This is a genomic window from Cellulomonas denverensis (assembly GCF_012396125.1).
Taxonomy (GTDB): Bacteria; Actinomycetota; Actinomycetes; order Actinomycetales; family Cellulomonadaceae; genus Cellulomonas; species Cellulomonas denverensis.
The window spans coordinates 294,560-320,924 of the sequence record NZ_JAAXOX010000004.1 but is presented as its reverse complement, the minus strand read 5'-3'; the positions used below and the strand labels follow the sequence as shown (position 1 = coordinate 320,924).

General features: G+C 71.8%; 22 protein-coding genes and 2 tRNA genes. 19 read left to right on the top strand and 5 right to left on the bottom strand.

The genetic code is table 11. The annotated features are described in order from the left end of the window. Positions 1-65: 65 nt before the first annotated feature. The 7 genes from HGA03_RS10740 (at position 66) to dtd (ending at position 5,625) form a co-directional block, all read left to right on the top strand. On the top strand, positions 66-812 hold the full coding sequence (locus tag HGA03_RS10740) for a hypothetical protein (RefSeq protein ID WP_345719364.1): 747 nt from the start codon (positions 66-68) through the stop codon (positions 810-812). 136 nt (positions 813-948) lie between these two features. Further along, on the top strand, positions 949-1,509 hold the full coding sequence (locus HGA03_RS10735; protein ID WP_168630247.1) for a heme-binding beta-barrel domain-containing protein: 561 nt from the start codon (positions 949-951) through the stop codon (positions 1,507-1,509). Next, the gene (gene ygfZ / locus HGA03_RS10730; protein ID WP_168630246.1) at positions 1,506-2,639 is read left to right on the top strand and encodes a CAF17-like 4Fe-4S cluster assembly/insertion protein YgfZ; all 1,134 of its coding nucleotides are present in this window, start codon (positions 1,506-1,508) and stop codon (positions 2,637-2,639) included. Before HGA03_RS10735 ends, ygfZ begins: the two co-directional genes overlap by 4 nt. Next, positions 2,636-3,751, top strand: a complete 1,116-nt coding sequence (locus HGA03_RS10725; RefSeq protein ID WP_239073414.1) for an FUSC family protein — start codon at positions 2,636-2,638, stop codon at positions 3,749-3,751. The genes ygfZ and HGA03_RS10725 overlap by 4 nt, the downstream gene beginning before the upstream one ends. A 16-nt stretch (positions 3,752-3,767) precedes the next feature. Next, the gene (locus HGA03_RS10720; RefSeq protein ID WP_308439717.1) at positions 3,768-4,091 is read left to right on the top strand and encodes a DUF2516 family protein; all 324 of its coding nucleotides are present in this window, start codon (positions 3,768-3,770) and stop codon (positions 4,089-4,091) included. A gap of 2 nt (positions 4,092-4,093) precedes the next feature. Then, positions 4,094-5,182, top strand: a complete 1,089-nt coding sequence (locus tag HGA03_RS10715; RefSeq protein WP_168630245.1) for an asparaginase — start codon at positions 4,094-4,096, stop codon at positions 5,180-5,182. Continuing rightward, positions 5,182-5,625 (top strand): D-aminoacyl-tRNA deacylase, encoded by a 444-nt coding sequence (dtd, locus tag HGA03_RS10710; protein WP_168630244.1) that lies wholly within the window; start codon positions 5,182-5,184, stop codon positions 5,623-5,625. The genes HGA03_RS10715 and dtd overlap by 1 nt, the downstream gene beginning before the upstream one ends. On the opposite strand, the gene HGA03_RS10705 is transcribed toward dtd, so the two are convergent. Next, positions 5,613-5,996: a YchJ family protein gene (locus HGA03_RS10705; protein WP_203767068.1), complete on the bottom strand. Its 384-nt coding sequence runs from the start codon at positions 5,994-5,996 to the stop codon at positions 5,613-5,615. The two genes, dtd and HGA03_RS10705, sit on opposite strands and share 13 nt — an antisense overlap. An 81-nt stretch (positions 5,997-6,077) precedes the next feature. Here HGA03_RS10705 and HGA03_RS10700 point away from each other — a divergent pair, with 81 nt between their 5' ends. Together HGA03_RS10700 and HGA03_RS10695 are read left to right on the top strand one after the other, a co-directional pair. Next, complete coding sequence (locus HGA03_RS10700) at positions 6,078-7,346, top strand: threonine/serine exporter family protein (protein ID WP_168630243.1); 1,269 nt, start codon at positions 6,078-6,080, stop codon at positions 7,344-7,346. Between the two features lie 53 nt (positions 7,347-7,399). After that, positions 7,400-7,488, top strand: a tRNA-Ser gene (locus HGA03_RS10695). Positions 7,489-7,630: 142 nt separating this feature from the next. Here HGA03_RS10695 and HGA03_RS10690 read toward each other — a convergent pair. Together HGA03_RS10690 and HGA03_RS10685 are read right to left on the bottom strand one after the other, a co-directional pair. After that, on the bottom strand, positions 7,631-8,056 hold the full coding sequence (locus HGA03_RS10690) for a hypothetical protein (protein ID WP_203767013.1): 426 nt from the start codon (positions 8,054-8,056) through the stop codon (positions 7,631-7,633). Next, entirely contained in the window at positions 8,053-9,213 is a 1,161-nt protein-coding gene (locus HGA03_RS10685) for a TRAFAC clade GTPase domain-containing protein (protein ID WP_168630242.1), read from the bottom strand. The genes HGA03_RS10690 and HGA03_RS10685 overlap by 4 nt, the downstream gene beginning before the upstream one ends. A 711-nt stretch (positions 9,214-9,924) precedes the next feature. Between HGA03_RS10685 and HGA03_RS10680 the strand changes: the two genes are divergently transcribed. The 6 genes from HGA03_RS10680 (at position 9,925) to HGA03_RS10655 (ending at position 19,836) form a co-directional block, all read left to right on the top strand. Further along, positions 9,925-10,551, top strand: a complete 627-nt coding sequence (locus HGA03_RS10680) for a hypothetical protein (RefSeq protein ID WP_168630241.1) — start codon at positions 9,925-9,927, stop codon at positions 10,549-10,551. Between the two features lie 110 nt (positions 10,552-10,661). Continuing rightward, positions 10,662-17,387, top strand: a complete 6,726-nt coding sequence (locus HGA03_RS10675) for a DUF6531 domain-containing protein (RefSeq protein WP_168630240.1) — start codon at positions 10,662-10,664, stop codon at positions 17,385-17,387. Positions 17,388-17,456: 69 nt separating this feature from the next. Then, positions 17,457-18,023, top strand: a complete 567-nt coding sequence (locus tag HGA03_RS10670) for a hypothetical protein (RefSeq protein WP_168630239.1) — start codon at positions 17,457-17,459, stop codon at positions 18,021-18,023. Between the two features lie 110 nt (positions 18,024-18,133). Next, on the top strand, positions 18,134-18,631 hold the full coding sequence (locus tag HGA03_RS10665) for a hypothetical protein (RefSeq protein WP_168630238.1): 498 nt from the start codon (positions 18,134-18,136) through the stop codon (positions 18,629-18,631). A gap of 295 nt (positions 18,632-18,926) precedes the next feature. Beyond that, a complete protein-coding gene (locus tag HGA03_RS10660) occupies positions 18,927-19,451 on the top strand; it encodes a hypothetical protein (RefSeq protein WP_168630237.1) in 525 nt (174 codons plus the stop codon). Positions 19,452-19,566: 115 nt separating this feature from the next. Next, complete coding sequence (locus HGA03_RS10655; protein WP_168630236.1) at positions 19,567-19,836, top strand: hypothetical protein; 270 nt, start codon at positions 19,567-19,569, stop codon at positions 19,834-19,836. Positions 19,837-20,055: 219 nt separating this feature from the next. On the opposite strand, the gene HGA03_RS10650 is transcribed toward HGA03_RS10655, so the two are convergent. Beyond that, positions 20,056-20,964: a DUF368 domain-containing protein gene (locus HGA03_RS10650; protein WP_168630235.1), complete on the bottom strand. Its 909-nt coding sequence runs from the start codon at positions 20,962-20,964 to the stop codon at positions 20,056-20,058. 46 nt (positions 20,965-21,010) lie between these two features. Here HGA03_RS10650 and HGA03_RS10645 point away from each other — a divergent pair, with 46 nt between their 5' ends. The 4 genes from HGA03_RS10645 to HGA03_RS10630 all read left to right on the top strand — a co-directional run bounded on the left by HGA03_RS10645 (position 21,011) and on the right by HGA03_RS10630 (position 23,629). Then, positions 21,011-21,940, top strand: coding sequence for a hypothetical protein (locus HGA03_RS10645; protein WP_168630234.1), 930 nt, complete (start codon positions 21,011-21,013; stop codon positions 21,938-21,940). A gap of 443 nt (positions 21,941-22,383) precedes the next feature. Next, positions 22,384-22,614: a hypothetical protein gene (locus HGA03_RS10640; RefSeq protein ID WP_168630233.1), complete on the top strand. Its 231-nt coding sequence runs from the start codon at positions 22,384-22,386 to the stop codon at positions 22,612-22,614. Between the two features lie 79 nt (positions 22,615-22,693). Continuing rightward, positions 22,694-22,766, top strand: a tRNA-Arg gene (locus HGA03_RS10635). Positions 22,767-23,428: 662 nt separating this feature from the next. After that, on the top strand, positions 23,429-23,629 hold the full coding sequence (locus HGA03_RS10630) for a hypothetical protein (protein WP_168630232.1): 201 nt from the start codon (positions 23,429-23,431) through the stop codon (positions 23,627-23,629). 342 nt (positions 23,630-23,971) lie between these two features. On the opposite strand, the gene HGA03_RS10625 is transcribed toward HGA03_RS10630, so the two are convergent. Next, a complete protein-coding gene (locus tag HGA03_RS10625; protein WP_168630231.1) occupies positions 23,972-25,975 on the bottom strand; it encodes a hypothetical protein in 2,004 nt (667 codons plus the stop codon). Positions 25,976-26,365 lie beyond the last annotated feature (390 nt).

The window sequence follows — 26,365 nt, the reverse complement described above, 5'->3', positions numbered from 1 at the left end:
AGCTCCTGCGCGGCGTGGCCCGGCGAGTCTGTCAGGATGGCGGCGTGCAGGCGTCGAATCGTGCCGTGACCTCGGCGGTGCTGGCGACCCTGGTGGCGGTCGCCGGTGTCGTGGGCGACCTCAGCGTCGCCGGACACAGCGGGCCGGTGCTCGCCGGACTGCTGGTGCTGCTGGGCGTCGTCTTCGCCCTCGGCTGGCCCGAGGTCGCCGGACTGCCCGCCCGCCTGCACTCCACCGTGGTGATCGCGCTGGGTGGTGCCGCGGCGGTGCTGGCGGTCTGGCTCTCCCGGGAACAGGCCATGCTGAACCAGGTCCCCGCGGTGTTCGCCGGGGTGGTGCTGGCCGCGTTCATCGCCGAGCTGGTCCGCCGCGACGGCCGGGAGCGCCTGGTCGAGTCGGTGGCGGGCACCATCGCCGGTGCGCTGGTCCCGGTGTGCTCGGTCGGCTGGCTGGCCGCCGAGCGGACCGTGGCCGGGGACGCGGTGGTGGTCGCCGGGGCGGTGGCGCTCGCGGTGGGCTCCGCGGTGAGTGCGTTCCCGCTGTGCGGCTGGCTCCGGGTCGGCGCCGTGATCGTCGGCGCGACCGCCGCCGGTGCGGTGGTCGGGGTGTCCCTGTCCGAGATCGGCCTGCTGTCCGGGGTGCTGCTCGGCCTGGCGGTGGGCATCCTGGTCGCCGCCGCCACCGAGCTGTTCGGCCTGCTGGACGACGACAGCCGGGCGTGGAGCCGGGGCGCGGTGTGGTCGGTGGCGGCGCTGCCGGTCGCGGTCACCGGGATCCTGGTCTATCTCGCTGGGCGGGTCCTGATCGGGTGACTGCCCGGGGCCGTCGTTAGGATCGGTCCATGGAGCCTCTGGAACTCGTCTTCATCGGCCTGCTGGTCGCGTCCGCCGTCGCGATCGCGTGGTTCGCGGGGTACGTCGTGTACCGCCTGTTCACCGGTCAGCGCTGATGTCCTTCACCATCCCCGAGGGCCTGGCCCCCGAGCTGTACCCGCTGGCCTGGCTGGTCGGCCGGTGGTCGGGCGAGGGCGTGCTCGGCTACCCCGGCGTGGAGGAGACCGCCTTCACCCAGGAGATCGAGATCGACCACGACGGTGGTCTGTACCTGTCCTACCGGTCGGTGATCCGGCTGGTGACCGCCCCGGACGACGTCTCGGCGCTCGAGGACGAGCAGCCGGCGCCGGTGTGGTCCACCGAGTCCGGCTACTGGCGGATCCCGCCGGCCCGCCCGGAGGGCCTGGGCTCGGAGCTGTTCCCGGTCGAGCTGCTGCTGGCCGACCCGGCCGGACACGTCGACGTCTACGTCGGCGCCACCGGCAACGGGCGGATCGACCTGGTCAGCGACCTGATCGCCCGGACCGAGACCGGCGCGGAGGTCACCGCCGGCAAGCGCCTGCTCGGCCTGGTCGAGGGCGACCTGATGTGGGCGCACGACATGGCGGCCTTCGGGCAGCCGATGCAGTCCTATGCCTCGGCGCGACTGAGCCGGGTGCCCGAGGGGTCCGCGTGAGCAGTCCGCTGCTCGGGCGGCACGGCGCGGTCCCGGCGACCGGGCCGGATGCCGGCGTGGCCTGGCACTACGGCGACCCGACCGCCGAGCAGCGCGCGCTGACCCGCGGCGGCGCGGTGGTCGACCAGTCGCACCTGGGCGTGGTCCGGGTGACCGGGCCGGACCGGCTGAGCTGGCTGCACTCGATCACCTCCCAGCAGCTGGAGGACCTGCCGCCGCGCACCAGCACCGAGCTGCTGGTGCTCAGCCCGCAGGGGCACATCGAGCATGCCGCGGCCGTGGTGGACGACGGCACGGCGACCTGGCTGATCTCGGAGACCGCCCCGGAGCTGGCCGCCTGGCTGGACCGGATGCGGTTCATGCTCCGGGTCGAGGTCGCCGACGTCACCGCCGACTGGGCCGCGATCGCCGAACCGGTGAACGCCGAGGGCGCGGAGGGCGAGCCGGTGACCTGGCGCGACCCGTGGCCGGTCACCGCCCCCGGTGGCACCCGGTACGGACCCGCCGACGACGTGCACCCGGGACTGGACCGCCGGTGGCGGCTGGTACTGGTGCCCCGCGACCGGCTGGCCGAGGAGGTCGCCGCCCGGGAAGCCGCGGGCTGGCCGCTGGTCGGCACCTGGGCCGCCGAGGCGGTGCGGGTCGAGGCACTGCGCCCCCGCTTCGGCCGCGAGGTCGACCACCGCACCATCCCGCACGAGCTGGACTGGCTGCGCACCGCCGTGCACCTGCACAAGGGCTGCTACCGCGGGCAGGAGACGATCGCCCGGGTGCACAACCTGGGCCGCCCGCCGCGCCGGATCGTGCTGCTGCACCTGGACGGTTCGGGGCACCTGCTGCCGGAGGAGGGCGCCGCGGTGCGCCTGGTCGGGGACGCACGCACCGGTGGCGAGCCCGGGCGAGAGGTCGGCCGGGTCACCAGCCTGGCCCGGCACCACGAGCTGGGTCCGGTCGCGCTGGCCGTGGTGAAGCGCTCCACCCCGGTGGACGCCGAGCTGCTGGTGGACTGCGACGGCGGCGCGGTGTCCGCCGGGCAGGAGGAGATCGTGCCGGGTGAGGGCGTGTCGGTGGACCGTCCGGCGGCGCACGGACCGCTGACCCGCGGTCTGGGCGGCCACCCGATGCTGTGAGCACCCCGCCGCGGCGATCGGTCGCCGCCCGGATCGCGGCCGAGGCCCGGGTCCGCCAGGGCTGGTCGCGGGTCAGGTCGGCGTTCTGGCCGGTGATGCAGGCAGTGGTCGCCGCCGGGGTGGCCTACCTGATCGCCGGGGAGGTGCTCGGGCACGCGGCGCCGTTCTTCGCGCCGGTGAGCGCCTGGGTGGCGCTGGGCTTCAACGCCGACCGTGACCTGCGCCGGGTGGCCGAACTCGCGGTCGGGGTCGCCCTCGGCGTCGGGCTCGGCGACCTGCTGGTGCACGTGATCGGCACCGGCGCCTGGCAGGTGGCGTTCGTGCTGGCGGTCGCCGCGCTGACCGCCCGGTTCATCGACCGCGGGCCGATGCTCACCACCCAGGCCGGGGTGCAGGCGATCGTGATCGTCGGGCTGCCCACCGTGGCGGCCTCCGGCGGTCCGGTCGGGCGGTGGACCGACGCGGTGGTCGGCGGCCTGGTCGCCCTGGCGGTGGCGGCGCTGATCCCGCGGGACGTGCGCCGCCGGCCCCGGGCGCAGGGCAGCACCGCGGTGCAGGAACTGGCCGCGATGCTCGGGGTGCTGGCCAAGGGGATGCGCACCCACAACCCCGGTGACCTGGAGGATGCGCTGATGCGGGGCCGGGCCACCGAACCGGCGCTGGCCGAGTGGGAGGACGCCTGCGCTGCGGCCCGCGACCTGGCCCGGGTGTCACCGGCCGCCCGCCGGCACCGCACCGAGCTGCAGTGGCTGAACCGGTCCGCGGTCCGCACCGACCGTGCCGTGCGCAACGCCCGGGTGCTGGCCCGTCGTGCGCTGGCCACCCTCGGCACCCCGGAGCACGGCCACGACCTGGCCGCGGTCGCCGACATCGTGCAGCGCACCGCCCTGGCCGCCGAGGACCTGGCCGCCGCGCTCGGCTCCGGCTCCGAACCGGTCCGGTCCGCCACCACCCTGCTGGTGCTGGCCGAGGAGCTGGACCCGTTCCGGCTGGCACCCAACGACTGGCAGGTGCAGTCGCTGGTGCTGCTGATCCGGTCGCTGGTGGTGGACCTACTGGAGGCCAGCGGTGTCGACTCGGCGCAGGCTCGCGAGGCGCTGCCGGAGATCTGACCCGTACTCTCGTCCCGTGATCTTCGGCAACGTGCAAGTGGCGCTCTTCGCCCTGTTCTACTTCGCGATCTTCGGCCTGTGCGTCTGGGCGCTGATCGACGCCGCCCGGCACTCGGCCGGCGCATTCGTCGCCGCGGGCAAGCGGACCAAGCAGTTCTGGCTGATCGTGCTCGGCGTGGCGACCGGGGTGTCGCTGATCGCGCTGCCCCCGCTCGGGGCGCTGCGGTTCCTGGCGCTGCTCGCCGCGGTCGCCGCCGTGGTCTACCTGGTGGATGTACGGCCGGCGATCGGCGGCCACTCCGGTGGGCGGCGCGGCGGATCGACCCGGGGCGGGTGGTGAGCATGCCGGGCATCCGTCCGGGCGGACCGCAGTTCGCCGAGCACCTGCAGGCAGCCGCCGCCGTGGTCACCGCCGCCGGGGCGCGCGACATCGCCACCGACGCCGTCCCGCTGGCCCGGGTGGTCCGCGGCGACCTGGTCGAATCGGTGCACAGCGGCCACCTGGTGGTGCTGGACCCGCAGGGGCAGGTCACCCTCGCCCTGGGCGACCCCCGGGTCACCGTGCTGGCCCGGTCCTCGCTCAAGCCGTTGCAGACGGTCGGGATGCTGCGTGCCGGGTGGGCCAGCGTGCACCCCGGGGCCGAGCAGCTCGCGCTGGCCTGCGCCTCGCACAACGGCGAACCCGAGCACCTGCGGGTGGTCCGCGGGATGCTGGACGCCGCCGGGCTGACCGAGGACGACCTGGCGAACACCCCGGACATGCCGCTGGACCCGGAGGCCGCCTTCGCCTGGCGCACCGAGGGACACGGCCCGGCGTCGATCACCCAGAACTGCTCCGGCAAGCACGCCGCCATGCTCGCCACCTGCGCCGCGCACGCCGGGGAGTTCGGCTGGGACACCGACTCCTACTGGGAGCCGGAGCACCCGTTGCAGATCGCGCTGCGCGCCGCGATCGAGGAGCTGACCGGCACCCCGGTCGAGCACACCACCATCGACGGCTGTGGCGCGCCGCTGTTCTCCACCTCCCTGACCGGCCTGGCCCGCGCGTTCGGCCGGATCGCCCGGGCCGGTGCCGCCTTCGACGCCCGCGACGGGGTCGACGTCGCCGCCCTGCCCGAGGCCCAGGTGGCCCAGGCCATGCACGAACACCCCGCGCTGATCGGCGGCACCGGCCGGGATGTGACCGCCGCGATGCGGGCGGTGCCCGGGCTGATCGCCAAGGACGGCGCCGACGGGGTGTACGCCGCCGGGCTGCCCGACGGGTCGGCGCTGGCGTTCAAGATTGTCGACGGCGGGTTCCGGCCGCGTCCGGTGGTGCTGGCCGCGGCGCTCCAGGCGGCCGGGGTCGACCCCGCGCTGGTCGAGGAGCTGGGCCGGGTGCCGGTGCTCGGGCACGGCGAACCGGTCGGCGCGGTGCTGGCGGCATTCTGATGCGGGCGGTGGTCCAGCGCGCCGCCGGTGCCTCGGTGAGCGTGGACGGTGTGGTGGTCGGTGCGTTCGACGGGGAGGGGCTGGTCGCCCTGATCGGCGTCACCCATGACGACGGCCCGGCGCAGGCGGCGTTCATCGCCCGCAAGATCGCCGACCTGCGACTGCTGCGCGGTGAGCGCTCGATCACCGAGGCCGGCGCCCCGGTGCTGGTGATCAGCCAGTTCACCCTGTACGGCGACGCCCGCAAGGGCCGGCGACCGACCTGGAACGCCGCCGCCCCCGGCCCGGTCGCCGAGCCGCTGGTGGACGCCGTGGTCGAGGACCTGCGCGGGCGCGGCCTGCGGGTGGAGACCGGGGTGTTCGGCGCCGACATGCAGGTGTCCCTGGTCAACGACGGACCGACCACGCTGCTGATCGAGACCGGCAGCGGTCAGGACACCTGACCGTCCAGGTAGAACCAGCGACCCTGCTCGCGGACGAACCGGCTGACCTCGTGCAGCGTCCCGGACCCGGACGGCCCGCGGTGGTAGGCGGTGAACTCCACCAGCCCCGCCTCGTCGAACGGGCCACCACGGTCGGTGGTGTGCACGTCCAGCCGGTACCAGCGGTCCGCCGGGTCCAGCTCCACGGCCGCCGGGCGGGTGCGCGGATGCCAGGTCGCCAGCAGGTAGTCGGCGTCGCCCACCGCGAACGCACTGAACCGGGACCGCATCAACTGCTCCGCGGTCGGGGCGGCCGCCTCCCCGCGATGGAACCGGCCACAGCAGTCGTCATAGGCCAGCCCGCTCAGACACGGGCACCGGGTCACGCTCACCCTCGGATTATCCCCGCGCCGGTGGACCCGGTGAACTGGACGGTGGCGCGCGGAGGGCCGCCGGACCGCCATCATGGTGCGGTGCCCACCCAGCCCACCGATGACGAACTCGAACTGATCCGTCAGTCCGGCGTCGCCCTGCGCGTCGGCCGGCTCAGCCTGTCCGCCGGCACCGGCTCCTACCGGGTCAAGTCGTCGATGGCCCGGATCGCGCGGGCGCTCGGCATCGACCGGCACCAGGCGCACGTCACCCTGACCGAGATCACCACGACCTCCTACCGCGGCAACTCCTTCCGCACCGAGGTCACCGAGGTCCGCAGCGTCGGGATCAACGCCGACCGGCTCGCCGAACTCGAACGCCTCGCCGGGTCGCTGGCCCACTCCGGTCGCCGCGCCACCGTCGAGGAGGTCTCCGCCGACCTGGACCGGATCGAGTCCAAGCCGCTGCTGTACCGCCCCGCGGTCAACGCACTCTGGGCCGCGATCGCCTGCGCCGCCTTCGCCTTCCTCAACAACGGCGGACCGGTGGAGATGGGCGCGGTGTTCGTCGGCGCCTGGCTCGGCCAACTGGTCCGGCGGGAGCTGGTGCACCGCGGACTGAACCAGTTCGGCATCACCATGGTCGCCGCCGCGGTCGCCTGTCTGGCCTACCTGGGGGTCGTCACCCTGGTGCACCAGCTCGGCGCCACCGAGACCCGGCACGCCGCCGGCTACATCTCCGCCGTGCTGTTCCTGATCCCTGGCTTCCCGATGGTCACCGGCGGCCTCGACCTGGCCAAACTCGACTTCTCCGCCGGTGTGGCCCGGCTGTCCTACGCCCTGGTCGTCCTCACCTCGGCGGCGCTCGCGGTCTGGGGCGTGTCGATGATCGCCGGGCTCTCCCCGGACCCCACCGGCCCACCCGGCTTCGGCCCGGTCGTGCTCATGGTGCTGCGCCTGGTCGCCAGCTTCGTCGGCGTGCTCGGCTTCGCGCTGATGTTCAACAGTCCCGGCCGGATGGCCCTGGCCGCCGCCGTCGTCGGCATGATCGCCAACACCGCCCGCCTGATCCTGGTTGACATCAACGTCCCCGCCCAGGCCGCCGCCGCCGGGGCCGCCCTCCTGGTCGGCGTGCTGGCCGCCGTGATCGCGCCCAGGATGGGCATCCCGCGGATCACGGTCTCCGTCCCCGCGGTCGTCATCATGGTCCCCGGCGCCGCCGCCTACCGGGCGATCTTCTTCCTGTCCAACGGCGACACCACCGAGGCCCTCGCCTACGGCGTCCAGGCCGGACTGGTGGTGATCGCCCTGTGCATCGGCCTCGCCGTGGCCCGGATGGTCAGCGACCGCGAGTGGGCCTTCGAGCGCTGAGCCACCGATGGCTTTGCCGGTCGGCGCGGGCGCCAGGTACGCTGGCCCAGCTTGGAGACGTCGCATAGTCAGGTCTAGTGCGCGACCCTGCTAAGGTCGTGAAGGGGCAACCCTTCCGTGGGTTCAAATCCCACCGTCTCCGCGTGATGAGGCCCGTCAGCCTCCTGACCAGCACGAACGCCGGTCGGAGGCGGCGGGCCTCCTCAATGTGTACCGAAGAAGTGGTGAGTCACGACCCCGGCGGAGCGAGCACCCGCCCGCCCCCTGCGGACGGGCGGCTAGGTTCAGTACGCCGACGCGCTCGGCCCCGCGGGTGCGTCCCAGACCCGGGCGTACTCCTGCGCCACCGCGGGCCACACGAGCACCGCCCCCTCATCGACCGAGCCGATGGCGTCAGCGAGCGGCGGGAACACCACGAACTCGTGCGGGATGACCCGCCCCGCGCGGTCCCGCCGCCCCTCGGGGTCGGGGAAGCGCAGGGCGAGTGCCCCGGCGACCCCCGGTTGCGACAGCGCCGCGCGGCCGTCCGCACGGCGCAGCGCGCTCGGCCCCGGGTCGGCCGCCGCGAACACGGCGTCGTAGACCGGGAGCGGGTCCGGGAAGCCGCCGTCCCGCAGGAACCGGAAGCCCCAGCTCCGGCCACGCGTCGCCCAGATCAGCCGGGCCGTTGGGCCGGCCGGCGGTTCGGTCGCGCCCGGGGCGTCGCTCACGCCAGCCTCCGGAGCAGGGTCTTGTCGGCCTCGCCCTGGTCGAGGTCCATCTTGAACCGGGTGAGGACGGCCGCGACCACGTCCTGCCGGGACAGAGCGGCGGAGTTGGCCTGCCGCAGCTTGTCGCCGCCGAGCCGAGCGGCGTCGCTGAGGGTCTGCGGCCCGATCGCGGACAGGACCAGGTTCGCGACGGCCCCGATCGGCGCGGGGAGCCGGTCGGCGGCCTTGCCGATCAGCGCGGTCGCGAGCGGGCCGGCCTGGGCCAGGAGCGCGTCCGCCGCCTTCCCGCCGATGGTCTTCGCCTCGGCCCACTGCACGTACCGCTCGAGGGGGACCAGGGCCGCCACGGGCAGGACCAGGTCGAGGCCGACGCGCGTGGCCACCTCGATCCTGTCGTCCGCGAACCGGGCGGACGACAGCACCAGGAAGTCCTCGCCCACGGACATCGCGGCGCTCGACTCGACGAAGCGGCCCAGCACCTCGCGCAGCTGGGCCAGGTCGTCGCTCGCCTTCTCGATGAGGAGGTCCCGGAACTCGTAGGCGTCGAGCTCCGGCAGCAGGTCGGCCTTGGACAGCGCGAGGATCCAGATGCGCGGGAACTCCGCGAGCCTGCCGTCCGACAGGAGCTCGCCCTCCAGCTTCTCCAGGACGGCGCGGAAGTCGTGGAACAGCGACCTCAGGTAGCGCTCCTCGTGCCCCGCGTTGTCCAAGAGCCGCTGCCCGTCCACGAGCAGCAGCGCGACGTCCGAGGCGAGCAGCGACCGGAAGGCCTCGACCCGGCGCCGGGCTTCCTCGGGCCCGCTGACGTCCTGCTCGAACCACTCACCGGGGTAGTCGTGCCACACGAGCCGGAGGCTGTCGAAGGGCTTGGTCCGCGCGGCCCGGGGGTTCCCGTCCCGCAGCCTGACGGAGAAGGAGTACGAGGTGGCGGCGAAGTGGTCCGTCCCGGGAACCCGGGCCGACTTCTTCATGCCGAGGTAGTTGCTCTGCAGCCGGTGACCCTGGCCGATGTCGTCCGCGCTCACGGAGTACAGGCTCTGCCGGCGGAAATCCGCCTCCTGTGTGGCCCCGTAGAACGAGGAGAGCATGACCGTCTTCCCGCTGCCGCTCTCGCCGAACACCGCGATGTGCTGCTCGAGAACCTTGCTCAGCCTCATGCGGGCACGATAGGCCACCGGCCGCACCGCGACTGTCCGGGGTATGAGCGACCAGCAGCCCCCGTCGCCGGCCCCGGCGACCCACCGAACCCGCCGGTCGACGTCGCGGACGTGGTCAGCGTCGACGAGCGCAGCGCACACTTCGTGATCGACGCGCTGGCGCACGCTGCCGGGGTGAGGCGGTCCCACAAGACGTCGCCCGGTGGTGTGCGTCGTCGGTGGGTGCGGCGCAGGGCGACGAGCGTTGACGCCCGGGGATCGCTGAGGAGCAGGCCGGCGCCCGAACAGGAGGCGGCAGGACGCGGGTCGGGGTGGGGTAGGTGTTCGCCCAGGTCAGGGTTGCGGCACTCGCATCTAGCCCGTCCCAGTACGCGGTCGCCCGTTCTGTACTACGCATCTGATGCTGTGGCCCACCTGAGTGTCGTGCGGCGGCGCTGACGGACCGGTTGGTTTTCCCTAGCTTGTTGACGCTGGCGGTCCGGGCCCGGATCGCTGCTCGCCTCCAGGGGAAGGCCCGATCGCGTGCGTCCGTCTCGTCGTCTGCTGTCCGTTCCTGAAGGCCCACGAGCAGCGGTCGGCGCCGCACCGGTGGTGCGGGTGATGTCTCGGGCGAGGGCCATGGTGGCCGCGGGCCTCCTGCTCCTGGTCCTCGGTGTCGTTGCCGCGGTGGCCGCCACGGCGGGGGGCCCGAGCACCCCGGGTGGGCGCCCTGTGCGTCAGGTGCTGACCGGTCTGGACCGCACCAGCCTGGCCCCGACACCTCAGGCTGTCGTGTCGCTGGTCGGGACGGGTCTGGTCGACCGGACCGGGTGGGCGGACGTCGACGCCGACGGGGTCGCGGACCGGGTCGAGGAGGCGCTGTGCGGGTCGGCGGCGTGTGCGGTGCCGTGGGCCGACATCGACGGTGACGGTGTCGCCGATGCGGTTGACGTCCTGGTCTGCGGGGCAGCGGGGTGCGCGGACCCCTCGGTCGACGCGGACGCTGACCGGATCCCGGACTTTGTGGGCGTGCTGCTGTGCGGGCAGGCAGGGTGCCCGGCCGGGACGTTGCGCGGTGATGTCGATGGTGACGGGGTGGAGAACTGGGTCGAGGCGTTGATCGCCGGGAACGCGACCGGCGCCACGGGACGCGAGGACCTCGACGGTGACGGCATCGCCGACGCCGCCGCGCTGATGGAGTGCTTGAAGGTCGCCGGCCGGTTGGCCACCACCGGTGCCGAGGTGTGGTGGCTGCTGGCTGCCGCGTGCGCGGCCGGTGGGGCGGGCTTGGTGCTGGCCGGGTGGCGGGACTTGCGTGTGGAGCGAACGGGTACGTCGTCGAAGGGGGTGGCGGCGTGAACACCACCCGCACGAGCACAGGGTCCGGACGCGGTATCGAGGCGGCACTCGCCCGGTGGGCAGGGCGCGGCCTGGTCGCAGCGACCGCCTCGGGTGCGTTGGTCGCGGTGATGCTGGTTCCGGCCGAGCCGTCCGCGGCGCACCAGCAGGCTCAGGCCGCGGCGGAGGTGTTGGCGTGGGCGCGGGCGAACGCCGCGGTCGCGACCAACCCCGCAGACCCGTCCGACCCTGCTGTGCCGCAGCCGCAGCCGCAGACCGCGCCCGAGCCGGTCGATGAGGTGGCCGCGCCGGTGTGGGGTACTGGGACGGTCACCCCGGACGCCGGTGGGCAGGTCACCGGTGGGCAGGTGTCGGTGGAGTTCTCCGGCCACGACCTGGCGGACCCGGTCGACGTCACGCTCACCGCCCTCGACGAGGCGGCCGCCGCGACCGCCGCTGGCGGGGAGTCCGTCGTCGTCCTGGCGCCCGGGTTCGACGTGACGGCGCTCGACCCGGCCGGCGAGCAGGTCACCGCGTTCCCGAACGACGCTCCCGACGCACCCGGACCCGCCGCGAGCGCTGCCGCCCGCAAGTCGGGCGGGTCGTTGCCGGTGACCGAGGCCGAGAACGGGTCAGCGCTCATCGGGGGGCTCCCCGTGGGCCAGGCACCGCACCCGCAGGCGGCGAACCTCGATGCCGAGCTCGGCGAGTCCATGGCCGGGGACGACGGCGACTCCGTCCCCGGCGTCCGCGTGGAGGTGCAGGTCGACCCGGCCGCGCTGGACGGCATCCGGCCCGGGTCGGTGCGGCTCATGACCCGGGAGACCGACGCCGACCCCTGGTCGGTCGTCCCGTCCTACCTCGACACCGACCGGTCGGTGGTGGTCGGGGTGCTGGACCACCTGTCGCAGTTCGTCGTGATCGGCGGCAAGGACGTCGGGGACCCGCGTCCGCGGGTGGTGCTGGACCCGGACAACGACCGGGCGTTCGCCAACAGCCCCGGCCCCCGGGTGACCGAGGTCGGCTACAACGTCGAGCTCGCGAACCAGGTCGCAGCCCGGCTCACCCAGGCCTGCAACGCCGATGTGGTGGTGACTCGCACGACCCCGATCCCGGACCTGGGCAGGGACGTCCGGGCGGGGATGGCCTACGCGCACAACCCGGACCTGACCGTCACCTTCGGGTTCAACGGCAATGACGGCGAAGCCTGGGGCAACATCGGCAACGGCGGGTCGGAGGTGTACTCGCGCGGCGGCGGGCTGGACGAGCAGGCCCGGGCCACGACGCTGAACGTCCTGCCTGTGTACACCGGGCGCCCGGCGAACCCGAAGTCCCGGGCGAACCTGACCTACCCCGAGTACGCCGGCTTGCCGGGCGCGCTGATTCACCTCGAGACCTTGTTCCTGGACCACAACTTCGACCGGCCGGTGATCGACAACGGGTTCTCCTTCATCGTCGACGGGGTCTTCACCTCCCTGGGGATGCAGCTGGAGAACCAGGGGTTCGACTGCTCGGACCCGAACCGGGGTGGTGGGTGGCCGTCCCCGCCGTCGATGGCGCAGATCGCGGCGTGGATGCAGCTGGGGTTCAAGAACTACGCCGCCTACGGCGGCGACCCGGTGAACTTCGCCACCGGGAACCTGGTCGAGCTGGAGGACCTGTTCCACGTCACCGGGCCTGGCGGTTCGGACACGCAGGTCGCGTTGGTCTACAACTCCCAGGACGGGCGGGTGTCCCGGTTCGGGACCGGGTGGACCAGTGACCTGGGCGCGCGGGCGCAGCGGTTCACCGACGGGTCGGTGATGGTCGTGCGGGGTGACGGTGCGTCGTTCACCTTCACCTCCAACGGTGCCGGTGGATACTCCACGGACCTGAACGCTGGGGCCACGTTGACTGAGGCTGGTGGCGGGCACCTGGTGTTGACCGTCGATGACGGGACCACGTGGCGGTTCGATGCCTCCCATCCCGAAGGCGTCGGGGATGTCATCGAGAAGCGTGAGGCGACCGGGGCTGTGACCCGGTTCGAGTACGCGCCGATCAGTGGTGACCCGATGTTCCGGCCGTTGACCGCGGTGGTCCTGCCCGGTGACCAGCGGATCACCGTGACCTCGGACGCGCGGGGGATCGTGACCGCGTTGACCGCGCCGGACGGGCGGGTCTGGCAGCTGGGGTACGACGCGAACCTGGACCTGCGCACGATCACTCTGCCCGACGGGCGGGTGCGCGGGTTCGATTACGACGCCGCCCACCGGCTCACTGTCGCGCGGGACGCGACTGGGGCGGTGTACCTGACGAACACCTACGACGCCGCGGGGCGGGTTGTGTCGCAGGGTGACGGGGTCGGTGGAACCAGGACGTTCGCTTACCGGGCTGGTGGGGTGGACTACACCGATGCGGCCGGGTCCGTGTGGCAGTACGAGGTCGATGCCCGGTCCCGGGTCACGGGACTCACCGACCCCCTCGGGCGCACCACCACGATCGAGTACGCCGGTCTGGACGCGCCGACTGGTGTGGTCGGCCCGGACGGGGCCCGCACCGACTACGACCTCGACGCCAAGGGCAGGCCCACGAGCATCGACGCGGCTGGGGACGGCGAGACTGACCTGGTCCTGGACGACCTCGGGCGTATCACGCAGGTCACCGAACCCGGTGCCGAGGACGGCAGCACACTGACCACCAGCGTCTCCCGCGACAGTGCGGGCCGCCCCACCGAGGTGCAGTACCCGGACGGGGCGGTCGAGGTCACCGAGTACGACGGGGCGGGCAACCCGGTCGTGTTCGTCGACGCCGCGGGGCAGCGGTGGACGGCGACGTTCGATGCCCGCGGGAACCAGATCTCGGCCACGGACCCGCTCGGGCGGACCACGGCCTTCGCCTACGACGCGGGCAACCGGTTGACCTCCCGGACCCTGCCGTCCGGGGCCACGTGGACTTACGCCTACGACACCGCGGGGCGGCTGATCGCCGAGACCGACCCGAACGGTGCGGTCACCGGTTACGGGTACGACGGCAACGACAACCTCACCACCATCACCGACCCGACCGGCGCGATGACCGGTCAGGTGTGGGACACCGGGCGGCGCCTGACCCGGGTAACCGACCCGAACGGCTCGGTTACCCGGTACGCGTACAGCGCCGAGGACATCCTGGTGTCCGAGACCGACCCCACCGGTGCGGTCACCACCTACACCCTGGACGCCGCACACCGGGTCGTCGCGGTCACGGACCCGAACGGTGGGGTGTGGGAGCGGACCCTGGATGAGTCGGGCAACGTGGTCGCCCAGACCGACCCCGCAGGCGGGGTGAGCTCCTGGGAGTACGACGCCGCGGGGCGGCTGATCGCCCAGAGCGACCCGGACGGGGTCGTGACCGCCCACGCCTACGCCGCGAACGGGCAGCTGATCGAGACCCGCGACTCGGCCGGCGCGACCACGTCGTTCACCTACGACGCCGCCGGGCGCGTCACGGCGCAGACCGGGCCGGGCGGGACGACCACGTTCACCTACGACCCGGTCGGTCAGCTCACGGCGACCACCGACCCGGCGGGCAACACCACCGAGGCGGTCTTCGACGCGGCCGGGCAGCTGGTCTCGCAGACCGACCGGACCGGTGTCACCACCACGTTCGTCTACGACGTGGACGGCAACCAGGTCGCGGCCACCGACGCCGATGGTGTGCGCGAGGCCTGGACCCTCGACTCGGCCGGGCAGGTCCTGACCGTCGGGACCGAGACCGGCGCGGTGTGGCAGTACGCGTACGACCCCGCAGGACGGGTCATCACCGAGACCAACGCGCTCGGCGCGGTCACCGCCTACTCCTACGACCGGGCCGGGCAGCTGGTGGAGGTCGCCGACCCGACCGGTGCGGTCACCACGTTCGCCTACGACGGCGCGGGCCGGCAGACCACGACCACCGATGCCGACGGTGTCGTCACCGCCTACGGGTACGACCCGGCTGGGCAGCTGACCCGGGTGGTGCAGAACGCCACCGACACCGGCGAGCGAACCGAGTCCGAGAACGTCACCACCACCTACGCCTACACCCCGGTCGGGAACCTCGAGCAGGTCACTGGCCCGACCGGGGCGATCACCGGGTACGAGTACACCCCCGGTGGGCGGGTCACCGCCGAGACCGACCCGCTGGACAACACCTGGGCCTACACCTACGACGACGCCGGGCGCCTCGCGTCCGAGGTCGACCCCGACTCCCGCACGGTCACCTACGACTACGACGAGGCCGGCCGGGTCAGGGCCGTGCAGTACACGCAGGGCCCGGCGTCCGCGGCCACCCGCGCCCGGGCGGCGAGCACCGATGAGGTGCGGGTGGAGTTGGAGTACGACGCGGTCGGTAACGCGATCGCGATGAGCGACCCGACCGGGGTGACCGGGTGGACCTACGACGCCGAAGGCCGCCAAACCGCCCAACGCACCACGACCGGGACGTTGGCCACCACCTACAGTCCCGCCGGCCGGCGCACCGCCCAGACCACCCCGGACGGGACCACCCAGACCTGGGCCTACGACACCGCCGGGCGCGTAGCCGAGCAGGGCACGCCGGCCGGGGTCATGGCCTACACCTACGACCCGGCCGACCAGGTCACGCAGGTCACCCGCACGAACACCGACGGCACGCCCGGTCCGCTGAGCGTGTTCGCCTACGACCCGGCCGGGCGCACCACACAGGTGCGTCACCAGGTCACCGAGGTCGAGCCGTTCGCCGTGCCCGAGCCGGGTGACGTGGCGTTGACATGTGACACGTGCCTGCCGGGGGCGGACTACCTGGCCGGGCGGACCCTGCCCGGGACCGGCACCACCGGGTCCGGCGTCTGGGACGTCGCCATCGACCAGACCTACACCCCCACCGGGCACGTCGCCACCCGCACCCGCATCGACGCCGGTGGTGTGGCCCTGGCCGGGGCGTACACCTACGACCCCTTGGGGCGGTTGACCGGCGGCACTGAAACCGACCACCTCCCCGACCCCGCTGAGGAGACGGACGAGACGGACACGCAGGACCCGGGAACGGTCCCGGTTCTCACGGTGCCCGCCCCGACCGCCGCGACCGCGCCCGCACAACCCGGCGCTGGGCCGGACGAGACTGATCCCGAGTCCTCGGCCACGCTCCTGGCGTATGGCTACGACGCGGCCGGCAACCGCACCACCGCCACGATCGCCGGCCCGGACGGGACCACCCGCACGCAGACCGCGACGTTCGACGACGCGAACCGGCTCACCCGCACCACCGACACCACCACCGCCCCGCGGGGCGAGGGCGTCACCGTGCTGTCCGGGCTGCAGGGCACCGGGTCCGGGTCGGTGACCGAGTACGCCTACGACCGTGCGGGCAACCGCACCCAGCAGGCCACGACCCCCACCGGCGGGACCCTGCTGGCGGCGGGTGCGTCGGTGCGTGAGTACGCCTACGGGGCCGACGGGCGCCTGACCCAGGTCCTCGACCCGGACCGGACCGTGACGTTCACCCGCGACGGGCTGGGCCGCACCGCAACCACGACGACCTCGACCGAGTTCGTGACGCACGCCGCTGCGGCGACGTGGGACGGGCTGACCCAGGTCGCGACTTCGGACGAACAGTTCGGGACCACGACCTACACCCGGGACGTGACCGGGAGCCTGGCGGTCCAAACCTCGGCCCGCACCGCGACCGCCGCGGCCAGTGGCGGGGTGGGGAACAACGACCCGACCCTCCTGCCCGGCGGCGTGACCTCCGGGACGGTGTGGGAACTGACCGACGCCCTCGGGTCCGTGATCGCCCAAGCGGACGGGGACACGATCACCCAGGTCGCCGCCTACGACCCCTGGGGCAACGCCACCACCGCCACCGCGGGGTGGGACGCCGACCACGGGTACACCTCCCAGGTCGCCGACCTCGGTCTGGGTGAGGTGTGGTTCTACGCCCGCACCTACGACCCGGGCACCGGGACCTTCACCACCCAAGACGCGTGGGAAGGGCTCCTGACCGCCCCCGGCACCCTGAACGCCTACACCTACGTCCTGGCCGACCCGCTCACCACCGTGGACGTGCTTGGGTACTGGCCCGGATGGTTGGACAAGGCCGTCGACTGGACCAAGGACAACTGGCGCACCGTCGCGGGCACGGCTGCTGGTGTTGCTGCCGGCATCGCGATCGGTGTGGGCGTCGCCGCATGCGTCGCGGCGACGGCCGGACTGTGCGCCGGTGTGGTCGCCGGCGCGGCGACGGCGATCATCGGTGGCGCTGCGGCAGGTGCCGGTGGTGCGGCCGCGGCCTACGCCTTCACCGGCGACGACGGGCATGGCTCCTACTCCTGGAGCGGTTTCGGCACCCAGGTCGGCATCGGGACTGTCGCAGGGGCAGTGACTGGTGGCGTCGGGTACGGGGTCACCAGCGCCTTCAGGTCGCTCGGGAACAGGCTGACGCAAGCGCACCGGATGGCCACGGCACAGCGCAACTCGACGAGCGCCCGTCCGTCGTCACGCGTCCAGCAGAACCGCAGCCAGGGCAACAACGCACGCGACCGGGCCAACACGTACATTGGCGGACAGACCGAGCAGTACCGGTCCACCTCGCTCGGCGGCAGGTTCTACGACATCCTGCGAGGCACCCAAGCCTTCGAGATCAAGACCGGTCGTATCTCGCTCACGTCCAGCATCCGCCAGCAAGTCATGAAAGATGCACAACTGCTGCAGAGCCAGGAGGTCACCTCTGTGACCTGGGTGTTCTACCGGAGCGCGCAAACTGGCCAGATAGGTCCGACCGCCCCGCTTCGTGCCCTGCTGGAGCGCAGCGGGATCACGGTCGTCATCCGCGCGTCCACGGGTGTGCGTGGTGCTGCTGGCGGTGTGCAGCGGGCGGTGTAGGCGCGAGTCCATCTTTCGTGCAGCATGATCTTGTTCCAGAGTGGAGGCACTGTGACAGGTCGAGGTTCCGTGTTTGCTGAGTATGAGCCGTATGAGCCCGAGTTCGGTCTCGTGCGCAACGCTCTCACTCCCGCGCGTGCGAGGAAGGCGTTCGCGCATGACATGGCCGTCAAGGACGAGCGGCTCGCCATCTTCACCAGATACGCGCGCTCGTTCGGTGTGTCTATCGGTTATGCGGACGAAGACATTGATGTGGTGTACCAGTGGCTGGCTGGGATCGTCACGTTCGACGAGTCGGTCGATCTTGTCGCCGCGACGACGGGGGATCCGTGGCTCAACACCGAGCCGCTGATCCTGGACCCAATGTCACTGTCCTTAGCCTGGGATTTCGGGCTGTTCCTCGGTGAAGCCAAGATCCACCGGTTCCCTTCGTTGGAGTGGGAGCTGGGGGCTGGCCCCAGGCGGAACGTCAACTTCCAACGCCCGGCTGTTGGCCACTACGTCTATCCCAACGGGTACCGAAAGCAATGGGATGTGATGTGGAGGGCAGAAGCCACCCTGGTATCGGCCGCCCTCAACGAGGGGCCTGACACGGCGCTAGTGGGCTTCATCAATTACTGGCCCGAGGGTGGGTAGGGCAGTCGTCCGCGTCGGAGGCCGATGTACCGGGTGTGTCGAAGGCTGAGGCAGGAGTTATGTCCGCAGTGTGACCCATTTCCAGTTGACTGTCTGAGAAAGGTGTGTGCGTGCTGCCGGAAGAACTGGACGTCTCTCTGCTTGCAGGCCTCGCCGTGATCGAGGTCGGCTGCCGGCAGGCGTGGCCGTTCTTAGCGCTCATCGATCAGCGAGGTGAGAGGGAAGTTCGACTTTACTTTGACACGGACATGCGTGTTGAGGGCGAAGGTGGTGGGGGCTTCAGCCAAGAAGACGCCGGACTGCTGGCGGCGCTTGGGAAGGTCCTCAACTGTGCGATCGAGCGTGCACACATCGCTGCGAGTGGTGATCTACGCGTGGACTTCTCGGATGGCTATGTCCTCGAGGCATCAGGTCAGGGAAACTCAGCGACCACCGTCGCCCCCTGGTGGTTCGGCCTCGTCTCGGATCCCCCGCCAGTACCAGCGCATCGGGTGAACGGTCGCCATGAGTCGAAGGTCTGCAGGGCACGATCCGCAACGGCGTTCGAACGAGCGGGAGCGCGCCGTCGAGTCGGGCCCACGCCTCAGCAGCCAACGGAGTTCGGGTAGCGACCAGTCGCCTGACCTGACGAGGAGCAGCCCGCGCCACGGGCCAGCGAGAGCTCATCGGCGGAGCGTCCGCCGGAGCTGGCTACTGACGTCCAGTATCCGCCAGCAAGTCATGAAGGACGCCGAACTCCTGAACAGAGGTCAGCTGGACTCGGCCACGTGGGTGTTTTACCGGAGCGCGCAAACCGGAGGCCATCTTTCGTGCAGCATGATCTAGTTCCAGAGTGGAGGCACTGTGACAGGCCGAGGTTCCGTGTTTGCTGAGTATGAGCCGTATGAGCCAGAGTTCGGACTTGTGCGCAATGCCCTGACCCCGGCGCGCGCGAGGAAGGCGTTCGCGCATGACGTGGCCGTCAAGGATGAGCGACTAGCGATCTTCGCCAGATACGCACGCTCCTTTGGTGTGTCGACCGGGTACGAGGACGCAGACGTCGATGCGGTCTATCAGTGGCTGGCTGGAATCGTCACGTTGGACTCGTCGATCGATCTTGTCGCGGCGACGACGGGCGACCCGTGGCTCAACACCGAGCCGCTCATCCTGGACCCGATGTCACTGTCATTGGCCTGGGACTTCGGCCTATTCCTCGGCGAAGCCAAGATCCACCGATTCCCTTCGCTGAGATGGGAGTTGGGGGCTGGTCCCAGGCGAAACGTCAACTTCCAGCGGCCGGCTGTTGGCCACTATGTGCACCCCAACGGGTACCGGGAGCAGTGGGAAGTAATGTGGAGGGCGGAAGCCGCCCTGATATCGGCCGCCCTCAACGAGGGGCCCTATCCAGCCTTGGTTCGCTTCGTCAATTACTGGCCCGAAGACGGGTAGGGCGGTCGCCGGTGTCGGAGGCCGACGTGCCGGGTGTGTCGAAGGCTGAGAACAGGACCTGTGTGCAGGTCCGAGTAGTCACTGATTGCCTGACCGAACCACCTCGATTGTGCGGGTGACGCGCGGACACGTGACCGCGGCGGGTGAGAACGACGTGATGCGGGTGCTCCGCTGGATGTTCGACCATGACCTCATGCGTCCGGGTGCAGTCGGAGGTGCCGGCTTCGAGGACTGGCCGGGCGGACCTGAGATCTGGCTCCAGCGCGCTGAACATGAGCTGGTCGAGCGCGGGTGGGAGCCGACACTCGATTGTTTCTGGTTGCGCCTCACGGAACGAGGTCGTGAGTACGCCGAGAGGATCGATCCTGCTCCGAACCTCGACTGATCTGCAGTCCGGGCCGAGGACGTGCGCGCGCTGTTCCGCCGGGTGGCCGCTCTTGCTCGTCGCGATCGTCGTGCTGGGGATGGGCAGTTGGATGAGGCGGCGCTCCCGTGGCTCGGCGACGAACCGGAACCGACGCTCTCCCTGCGGTCGCCGACGCCGTCGACCAGGATGCGAGCGGCGCGGAGCCGGCGCCCTGATCGGCAGACTCCGGGAGGACCGTCAGCGGTCGCGCCGGCGTGCGAGAGACCGTCGCTCGGCGGCGACCAGCAGCAGCACGACCGCGCCGCCCAGGATGAACGCCGCCGCCGTGGGCGCCAGCTGCTCGCCGGGCACCAGCAGGGTGCGGTCGTCGGTCTGCCACGGCCAGAGTGCGCGGAGGGCTCCGGCCATCACGCCGGAGAGCAGCACGAGCGTCGGCCTGCGCCGGTGTTCCAGCAGCCACTGCAGGGCCTTGACGAAGGACCCCAGCCCCAGCACGATTCCCGCCACGAACACCGCGATGTAGCCCCAGTCGCGGTCGTTCACCGCGGCGAGCGTCGGCTGGTACAGCCCGAACGTCAGCAGCAGGAACGACCCCGATGTCCCGGGCAGCGCGAGGGCGCACGCTGCCACTGCCGCGGCGACCAGCACCACCGGGTAGGTCGGGCTCAGGTGCTGCGGCGGCAGCCCGACGAGCACGAACACCGCCGCCGCGACGGCCAGCGCACGCGCCACCTCGCCGGCCGACCACCGCCCGCCGGCCATCCGCACCGGAACCACCAGCGCCGCGGTCGTCATTCCGAGGAACAGTCCGTACAACGGGACCGGGTGCTCATCCAGCAGCGGCGCCAGGAACCGCACGGTGATCAGCAACCCCGGCACCATGCCGACGAGCAGCGGCACGATGACCGACCAGCGCACCTTCCGGAGTTCCGCGCGGGCGCGTTCGCGGTCCGTGGCGGCCAGGCGCAGTGCGGTGATCGTGTGGCCCGCGCCGGTGACCGCGGTCTCGTAGACGCCGGTGATCAGGGCGACGGTGCCGCCGCTGATGCCGGGCAGCGCTTCCGCGGCTCCGACGAGGGCGCCCCGCGTCGCGGACCAGGCGGTCGAGGCGGGACTGGGCGTGGCGGCGAGAACGTCGTCAGGCATCCGTCGACGGTACGCGGTACGTGGGCCTCGGATCTACGCTGACCCGGTGACGACGACGTCCGAACTCGACAGCTTCGGCCCCTGGATCGACCAGGTCACGTCCGCCGGGGACGTGCCCGCACTGTTCCGCGCCGCCGTGCCGAACCCGGCCGCGGCCGAGCTGGTGCTCAAGGTGCCGCGCGACATCCCCCGCCGCGACGTCACCCCCGGGATGGACCTGTACGACCACCTGCTGGTCCTCGCCGGGCGGCGGCTGCGGGTGCTGTCCCGCTGTGCCGGCCCGGACGGGGCGACCGTGGCGCCGGGGTTCACGATCCAGGAGATCCCGGTCGACCGGGTCGCCGCCGTGCACGACACGGTGAACCTGCTGGCCGGGGAGCTGACGGTGACCGCCCGGGACGGGTCGAGTCTGACGCTGCCGTACAACGGGTCGGGCCGGGACCAGCTGCAGCGGCTGATCGACGTGCTGCTGGCCGGGGTGTCCGGTGCGGGGCCGAGCCGGGCCGGCGCTGCGCTGATCCGGGCCGGGCGGTTCCTGGCGCAGGGGCCCGCGGCGATCGTGATCGGCCGGGAGGACCAAGGGCTGCTCGGCGACCTGCGCGACCTGGCCCGGCACCGCCCGCAGCTGCGGCCGTGGGTCGGGCACGGCCGGCGCCGGGTGCGGGGCGGGCTGTCGCCGATCACCCTGCAGGCCACGGTGCTGGCCGAGGACGGCGAGGTGCTGGAGGTGCTCGGCCGGCACCGGTGGCTGCTGACCGGGCGGCAACCGGTGCACTCCTCCGGACGGCTGATGGTGCCGTTCGAGGCGATCGACGCGGTCACCGTGCACCGGCACGACCGCTGGGCCGGGGTGTGGGTCGGCCGGCTCCGGACCGGGCAGGCGGTGATCGACATCCCGGTCCCCGAGGGGTCGCCCGCGCACGGGGTGTTCGACGCCGCGGCCCGCGAGACCGCCGGGAGCCCGTACCTCGGCTGAGTCCCCGTATCCGTCGTCCGATGCAGCCCCGTCGCCCGCGGGTACGACTGAAGGACGACCCCAGAACGATCCCCCAGGCTGATCCGCCGACCCCGCCCCGCCGGGAAGACTCGTCTCATCGACGCCATCGGGGCGTCACCGGAGGGATCGGAGCACACACATGGGCAAGCTCGTGGCCGCGATCGCGGCGACCGGACTCGTGGTCGTCGTCGCGCGCAAGCTGTGGCGCGACCACCAGGCCGCCGCCTGACCGGACTCACACCATGTCCGCTGTTGTTGTCGTCCCGCCGCTGACCGCACCCGAGCGTGCGGCCGGCCGCCATCCCCGGCGTGCCATCGAGATCGCCGCCGGCCCTCGCGCCGCGGCGTCCGGCCGGCAGTGGGTCGACCGGTGCCTGGCGTTGGAGGGCGTCCCGGCATCGCAGCGGTCCCGAATCCGCCTGGTGGCGACCGAGCTGATCCGCGAGGCCGTCACCTGTACCCACTCCGATGACCGTCTGCTGGTGGAGCTCGACCTGCGTGCGGAGGGCGCGCTGGTCGGGGTCCGCGATCCCAGCCGGATGCAGCAGGTCAGTCACCGCACCGAACTCGTCGCACGGCTGGGCGGCGAGTGGGGAATCGAGTGGCCACCCACCGGTGGCCGCCGGGTGTGGTGCCGCGTCGGCCTCGGCTGATGTGACCCGCATGACGTGACAACCGGTTTGGGTTGGAGGGCCCGAACCTGTAGTCTCATCTGCGGCCCTTCGGGGTGGCGCGCCTGTAGCTCAATGGATAGAGCATCTGACTACGGATCAGAAGGTTGGGGGTTCGAGTCCCTCCAGGCGCACAGTGCGAGAGTGAGAGCGAGGCCCAGCACCGCCATGGTGCTGGGCCTTCGTCATTCCGCCAGCGGGTGCGTTCCCGCAGATCGACGCGGTCGACCGCCCTGGAAGCCCGCGAGACCGAGGGCTTGTCGGTCGCGGCTCTCGACGCCGTTGCGCCCTCCTGCGTCCCGTCGCCCGGACACACGTCCGCGCACACCGGGACACACCCCGCCGGGCGCCCGCACGCCTCCAGACCGGGTGCGCGTGAGCGTGGTGTGCGGCGATTGCCGCGAGCGCCGGACCTCGGACCGGTCCGGTGCCTGCCGCGACTGCCGCCACCGAACATCACCATCCGCACCCACCGAGGCCGGCTCTTGGATCCGATGCCCGCCAGCCCCGCTGCTGGCTGGCATCCACCCCACCCGGTACCGCCCCGTCGCGCCGCGCGCTCGGCGCCCGGCCGCGCAGAGCGCCGCCGTGCTGCCCGTGCCTGCCGGGTACGTGGACGTCATGGTCGCGGCCCGCGCCCTGGACCGCCCCAAGACGCTGCTGATCTACCGCGCCCAGCACCACCCCGAGCTGCTGCCGCCGCACGTCCTCGTGGACGGCCGCCCCCACTTCCGTCGCACCGACCTCTCGATCCGGCCGGGCGGCCGGCGACGACGCCTGGGTCGCGCTGTTCGACGTGCACTCCTACGTGGTGAACGACGACGACATCCTCACCGTCGACCTCGAGCACCCGAACATCATCACGGTGGGCCGGCGACACCCGTACACGCTGGACCCCAAGCCCGGCACACCCGAGCCGTACCGGTGGTGGCTCCAGCGGATCGCCACCCACATCCGCCGGGCCGACGACGTGCACCGCGCCGGGCCCGCCACCTGAGTCCGCCCCCGCACTCTCCCCGGGACACACCGGCCGGGTCGAGCACCGTGCAGCCCACACGAGCCCGCGGAGGTAGGCATGGACGTGGAACTGATCACCCAGAACGAGACCGGGGTCTGGCAGATCATCACGATCACCCAGCAGCACACCCTGCTGTTCCTGCCACCGGACGGGCGGGCCAGCATCATCCGGCTCGGTCGCGGCCGCTATCACCGGTCTGCAACGTTGCGGTCCTGGCTCAGGCCGACCAGGACGGCTTCGTTCGGAGCGCGCGGCGCGGCCCTGGCATCGTCCACCCGCAGCCGGGGTGGTCCTTGGGTCCGGTCCGCCAGCGGTGAGCGGTCAGGCGAGAGGTTCGCGGTCCACCGTGGGCAGTGGGGCGCACGCCGGCAACGCTGCCCAGAGGTTCCGAATTCGTCCGTCGAGCCGTGCGAGAAGGTGAACGGACTCGGCCGTCTGATCTGGTGGACCTGCCAGGGCCTGGCTCGCGTAGACAGCGGCACCGTGGATGGCCCGTTGGGCACGCGCGACCACGGTCTCGTCCGCGCCCGTCGTCACGGTCATTGCCTGGCTGAGCGCGGCCGCTGTGAGCGCAAGCTCGCACGCGGGCAGGCGCAGCGCTTCTCGGGGTGCCGTCCCTGCGCTGAGCAGAACCCATGGCACGTCGTCGAGGCACTGCACTGCCTCGTTCAGAGCGAGCCACGCTGCAGCTCGTGCCGCGACGTCCGGGGCCTCCACTTCGAGCCGGGACTCCACCAGCAACGGCAGGAACACGGCCGAGGGCATGATCGTGAAGTCCGCCAAGGCTGTCAACCACAACGAGGTCGCTCGCGCGAGCGTGGCCCGCGTCGCCACCAGTGCGGCCTGTTCGTGACCCCTGACTCGGACCTCGAATCGTTCGACATCGCGCAACTCCATGCTGGCTTCGAGAACTGCCTGTGCGCCCGGGTTGAACTTTCTGAACGGCAGGTCCCGGATCGTCACGGTCAGCGTGTCGACGTCGTACGACCATTCGTCCACCTGCAGGTCATTGGTGGCGAACCTGGACAGAGCGGCGTTCATCTGCAGGATCATCGGTCGTGGGATGGAGACCTGACGGTGACTCAGCTCGGTCAGCTCGGGAAGGTCCCCGCAAGCGAGAGCCCACCCGAGCTCGGCTCCCGACATGAGCCCCTGTGCGCGACGTGTCAGCGCGGTCAGCATCGCGACGTCGATGTCTGCGTTGGGGCCGACCAGCGCCTGGCGGCGCGCGTCCCAGCGGTTGTCCTCGTGTGCCGCAGCGTTGCGCGCCTCGACTTCGATGCACTCGGCGAAGCGTGCCGCCAGTGAGTCGTGCGTTGCGCGCAGGCGATCGAGGAGCTGCGACAGCATCGGTGCGGAGCCTGACGCTCTCGTGTGGAGTCGCACGATGACCCACGCCCAGGGCCGGACCTGGCTCTCCACCATGCGACGGTAGTTGTCCAGACGCAGCGAGGCCCGGGTGTGCGCCCGGTTGGTCTCAGCGATGCGCTTCTGGTTCTCCAGGATCATCTCGATACTGGAGTGGCTGCGTTCGACGCCCTCGAGCAGGTCGCAGAACGCGGCCGCGGTCGCCTCGGGGTCCTCCGCGAACTGTGTTGCGATCAGCCGACGCACGTGAATCGCCGTCTGCGCTACTTCGATCGGGTCGGCTGCTTCGAGGAGAGTGCGCGTGTAGTCAACGGCCCGGAGGTGCTCCAGGGACGTGACCCCGAACGGCCTGTAGAGGCGTGCGACGAGCTGCCGGAGCACGTCCAGACGACCGTGGAACGCCGCCAGGACGAGCGGCAGCGACACGATCCCGCGGGGATCGGCGATCTGGGATCGCGGCACACCCAGGGCGGCGTGCCACGGGTCGATCGGGTCCCGCTCCGGTCCGCTGAGGGCGGCCAGAGCGTCGTCGACGTCCGTCAGTCGTCCTGCTCGTGCGTCGGCCTCACCGATCAGTTGCCGCGTCCAGTGCTCGCACCGCGATCCGATGAGGACGTGCAGTCTCTCAAGCTCCGGACGTCGGGTGTGCACGAACATCGCCGCAGGACGAAGGGTCTCGTCAACGCGCTCAAGCAGCGCGGCGACCGATTCGCCTGCGCGACGGAGCGAACCAAAGTCGCCACGCTCGGCCGCACGTCGCACGTCCCGGTCGATCCCGGCGATCGCAGGAGTCAGCCAGACCAGGCGCTCGACGAAATGAGCCCAGGCATCGTCATCGATCGGAATCGCGCCGAGGGGCAAACGCTCACGCCGCTCGAGTGCGTCCGCAGCGACCCGTGCCGCGTCGCGCCTGCGCTCCGAGGGAATCGACCCGTTCGGTTTCCCGCTCCGGGTCACCGCTTACAACCCCTTGTTCCGTCCCGCGGTTGCTTGAAGGCGCGCCTCACCCACAGCAGGCTAGCGGGGGGTGCAGGGCCGCTCGTGAGGAGTGAACGGCCCCCGGTCCAGCGGAGGCTCGGCTCTCAGCAGCTGGGGATTCGTCCCAAGCTGTTCACCGACCCGCCGACCCGCCGTCGAAAGTGTCACCAGGTCCTTCTTCGCGTCCCGCACGAACAGGACCGCACGCTCACGCACATCGTCGGGAAACTTCTCGGTGCAACCGCGGCCCTCATCCTCGATGGAATGAGAGCCTCCACCTAACGGGCGACGGTGCACTCAGCGCTCGCGACTCCGGCGAAGAAGGTTGGGGGTTCGAGTCCCTCCAGGCGCACAGGACGGAGGAAGGCC

Coding starts and splice junctions, on each gene's coding strand:
- HGA03_RS10735 (WP_168630247.1), top strand. CDS start 949: ATGTCCTTCACCATCCCCGAGGGCCTGGCCCCCGAGCTGTACCCGCTG.
- HGA03_RS10715 (WP_168630245.1), top strand. CDS start 4,094: ATGCCGGGCATCCGTCCGGGCGGACCGCAGTTCGCCGAGCACCTGCAG.
- dtd (WP_168630244.1), top strand. CDS start 5,182: ATGCGGGCGGTGGTCCAGCGCGCCGCCGGTGCCTCGGTGAGCGTGGAC.
- HGA03_RS10685 (WP_168630242.1), bottom strand. CDS start 9,213: ATGAGGCTGAGCAAGGTTCTCGAGCAGCACATCGCGGTGTTCGGCGAG.
- HGA03_RS10675 (WP_168630240.1), top strand. CDS start 10,662: ATGCTGGTTCCGGCCGAGCCGTCCGCGGCGCACCAGCAGGCTCAGGCC.
- HGA03_RS10650 (WP_168630235.1), bottom strand. CDS start 20,964: ATGCCTGACGACGTTCTCGCCGCCACGCCCAGTCCCGCCTCGACCGCC.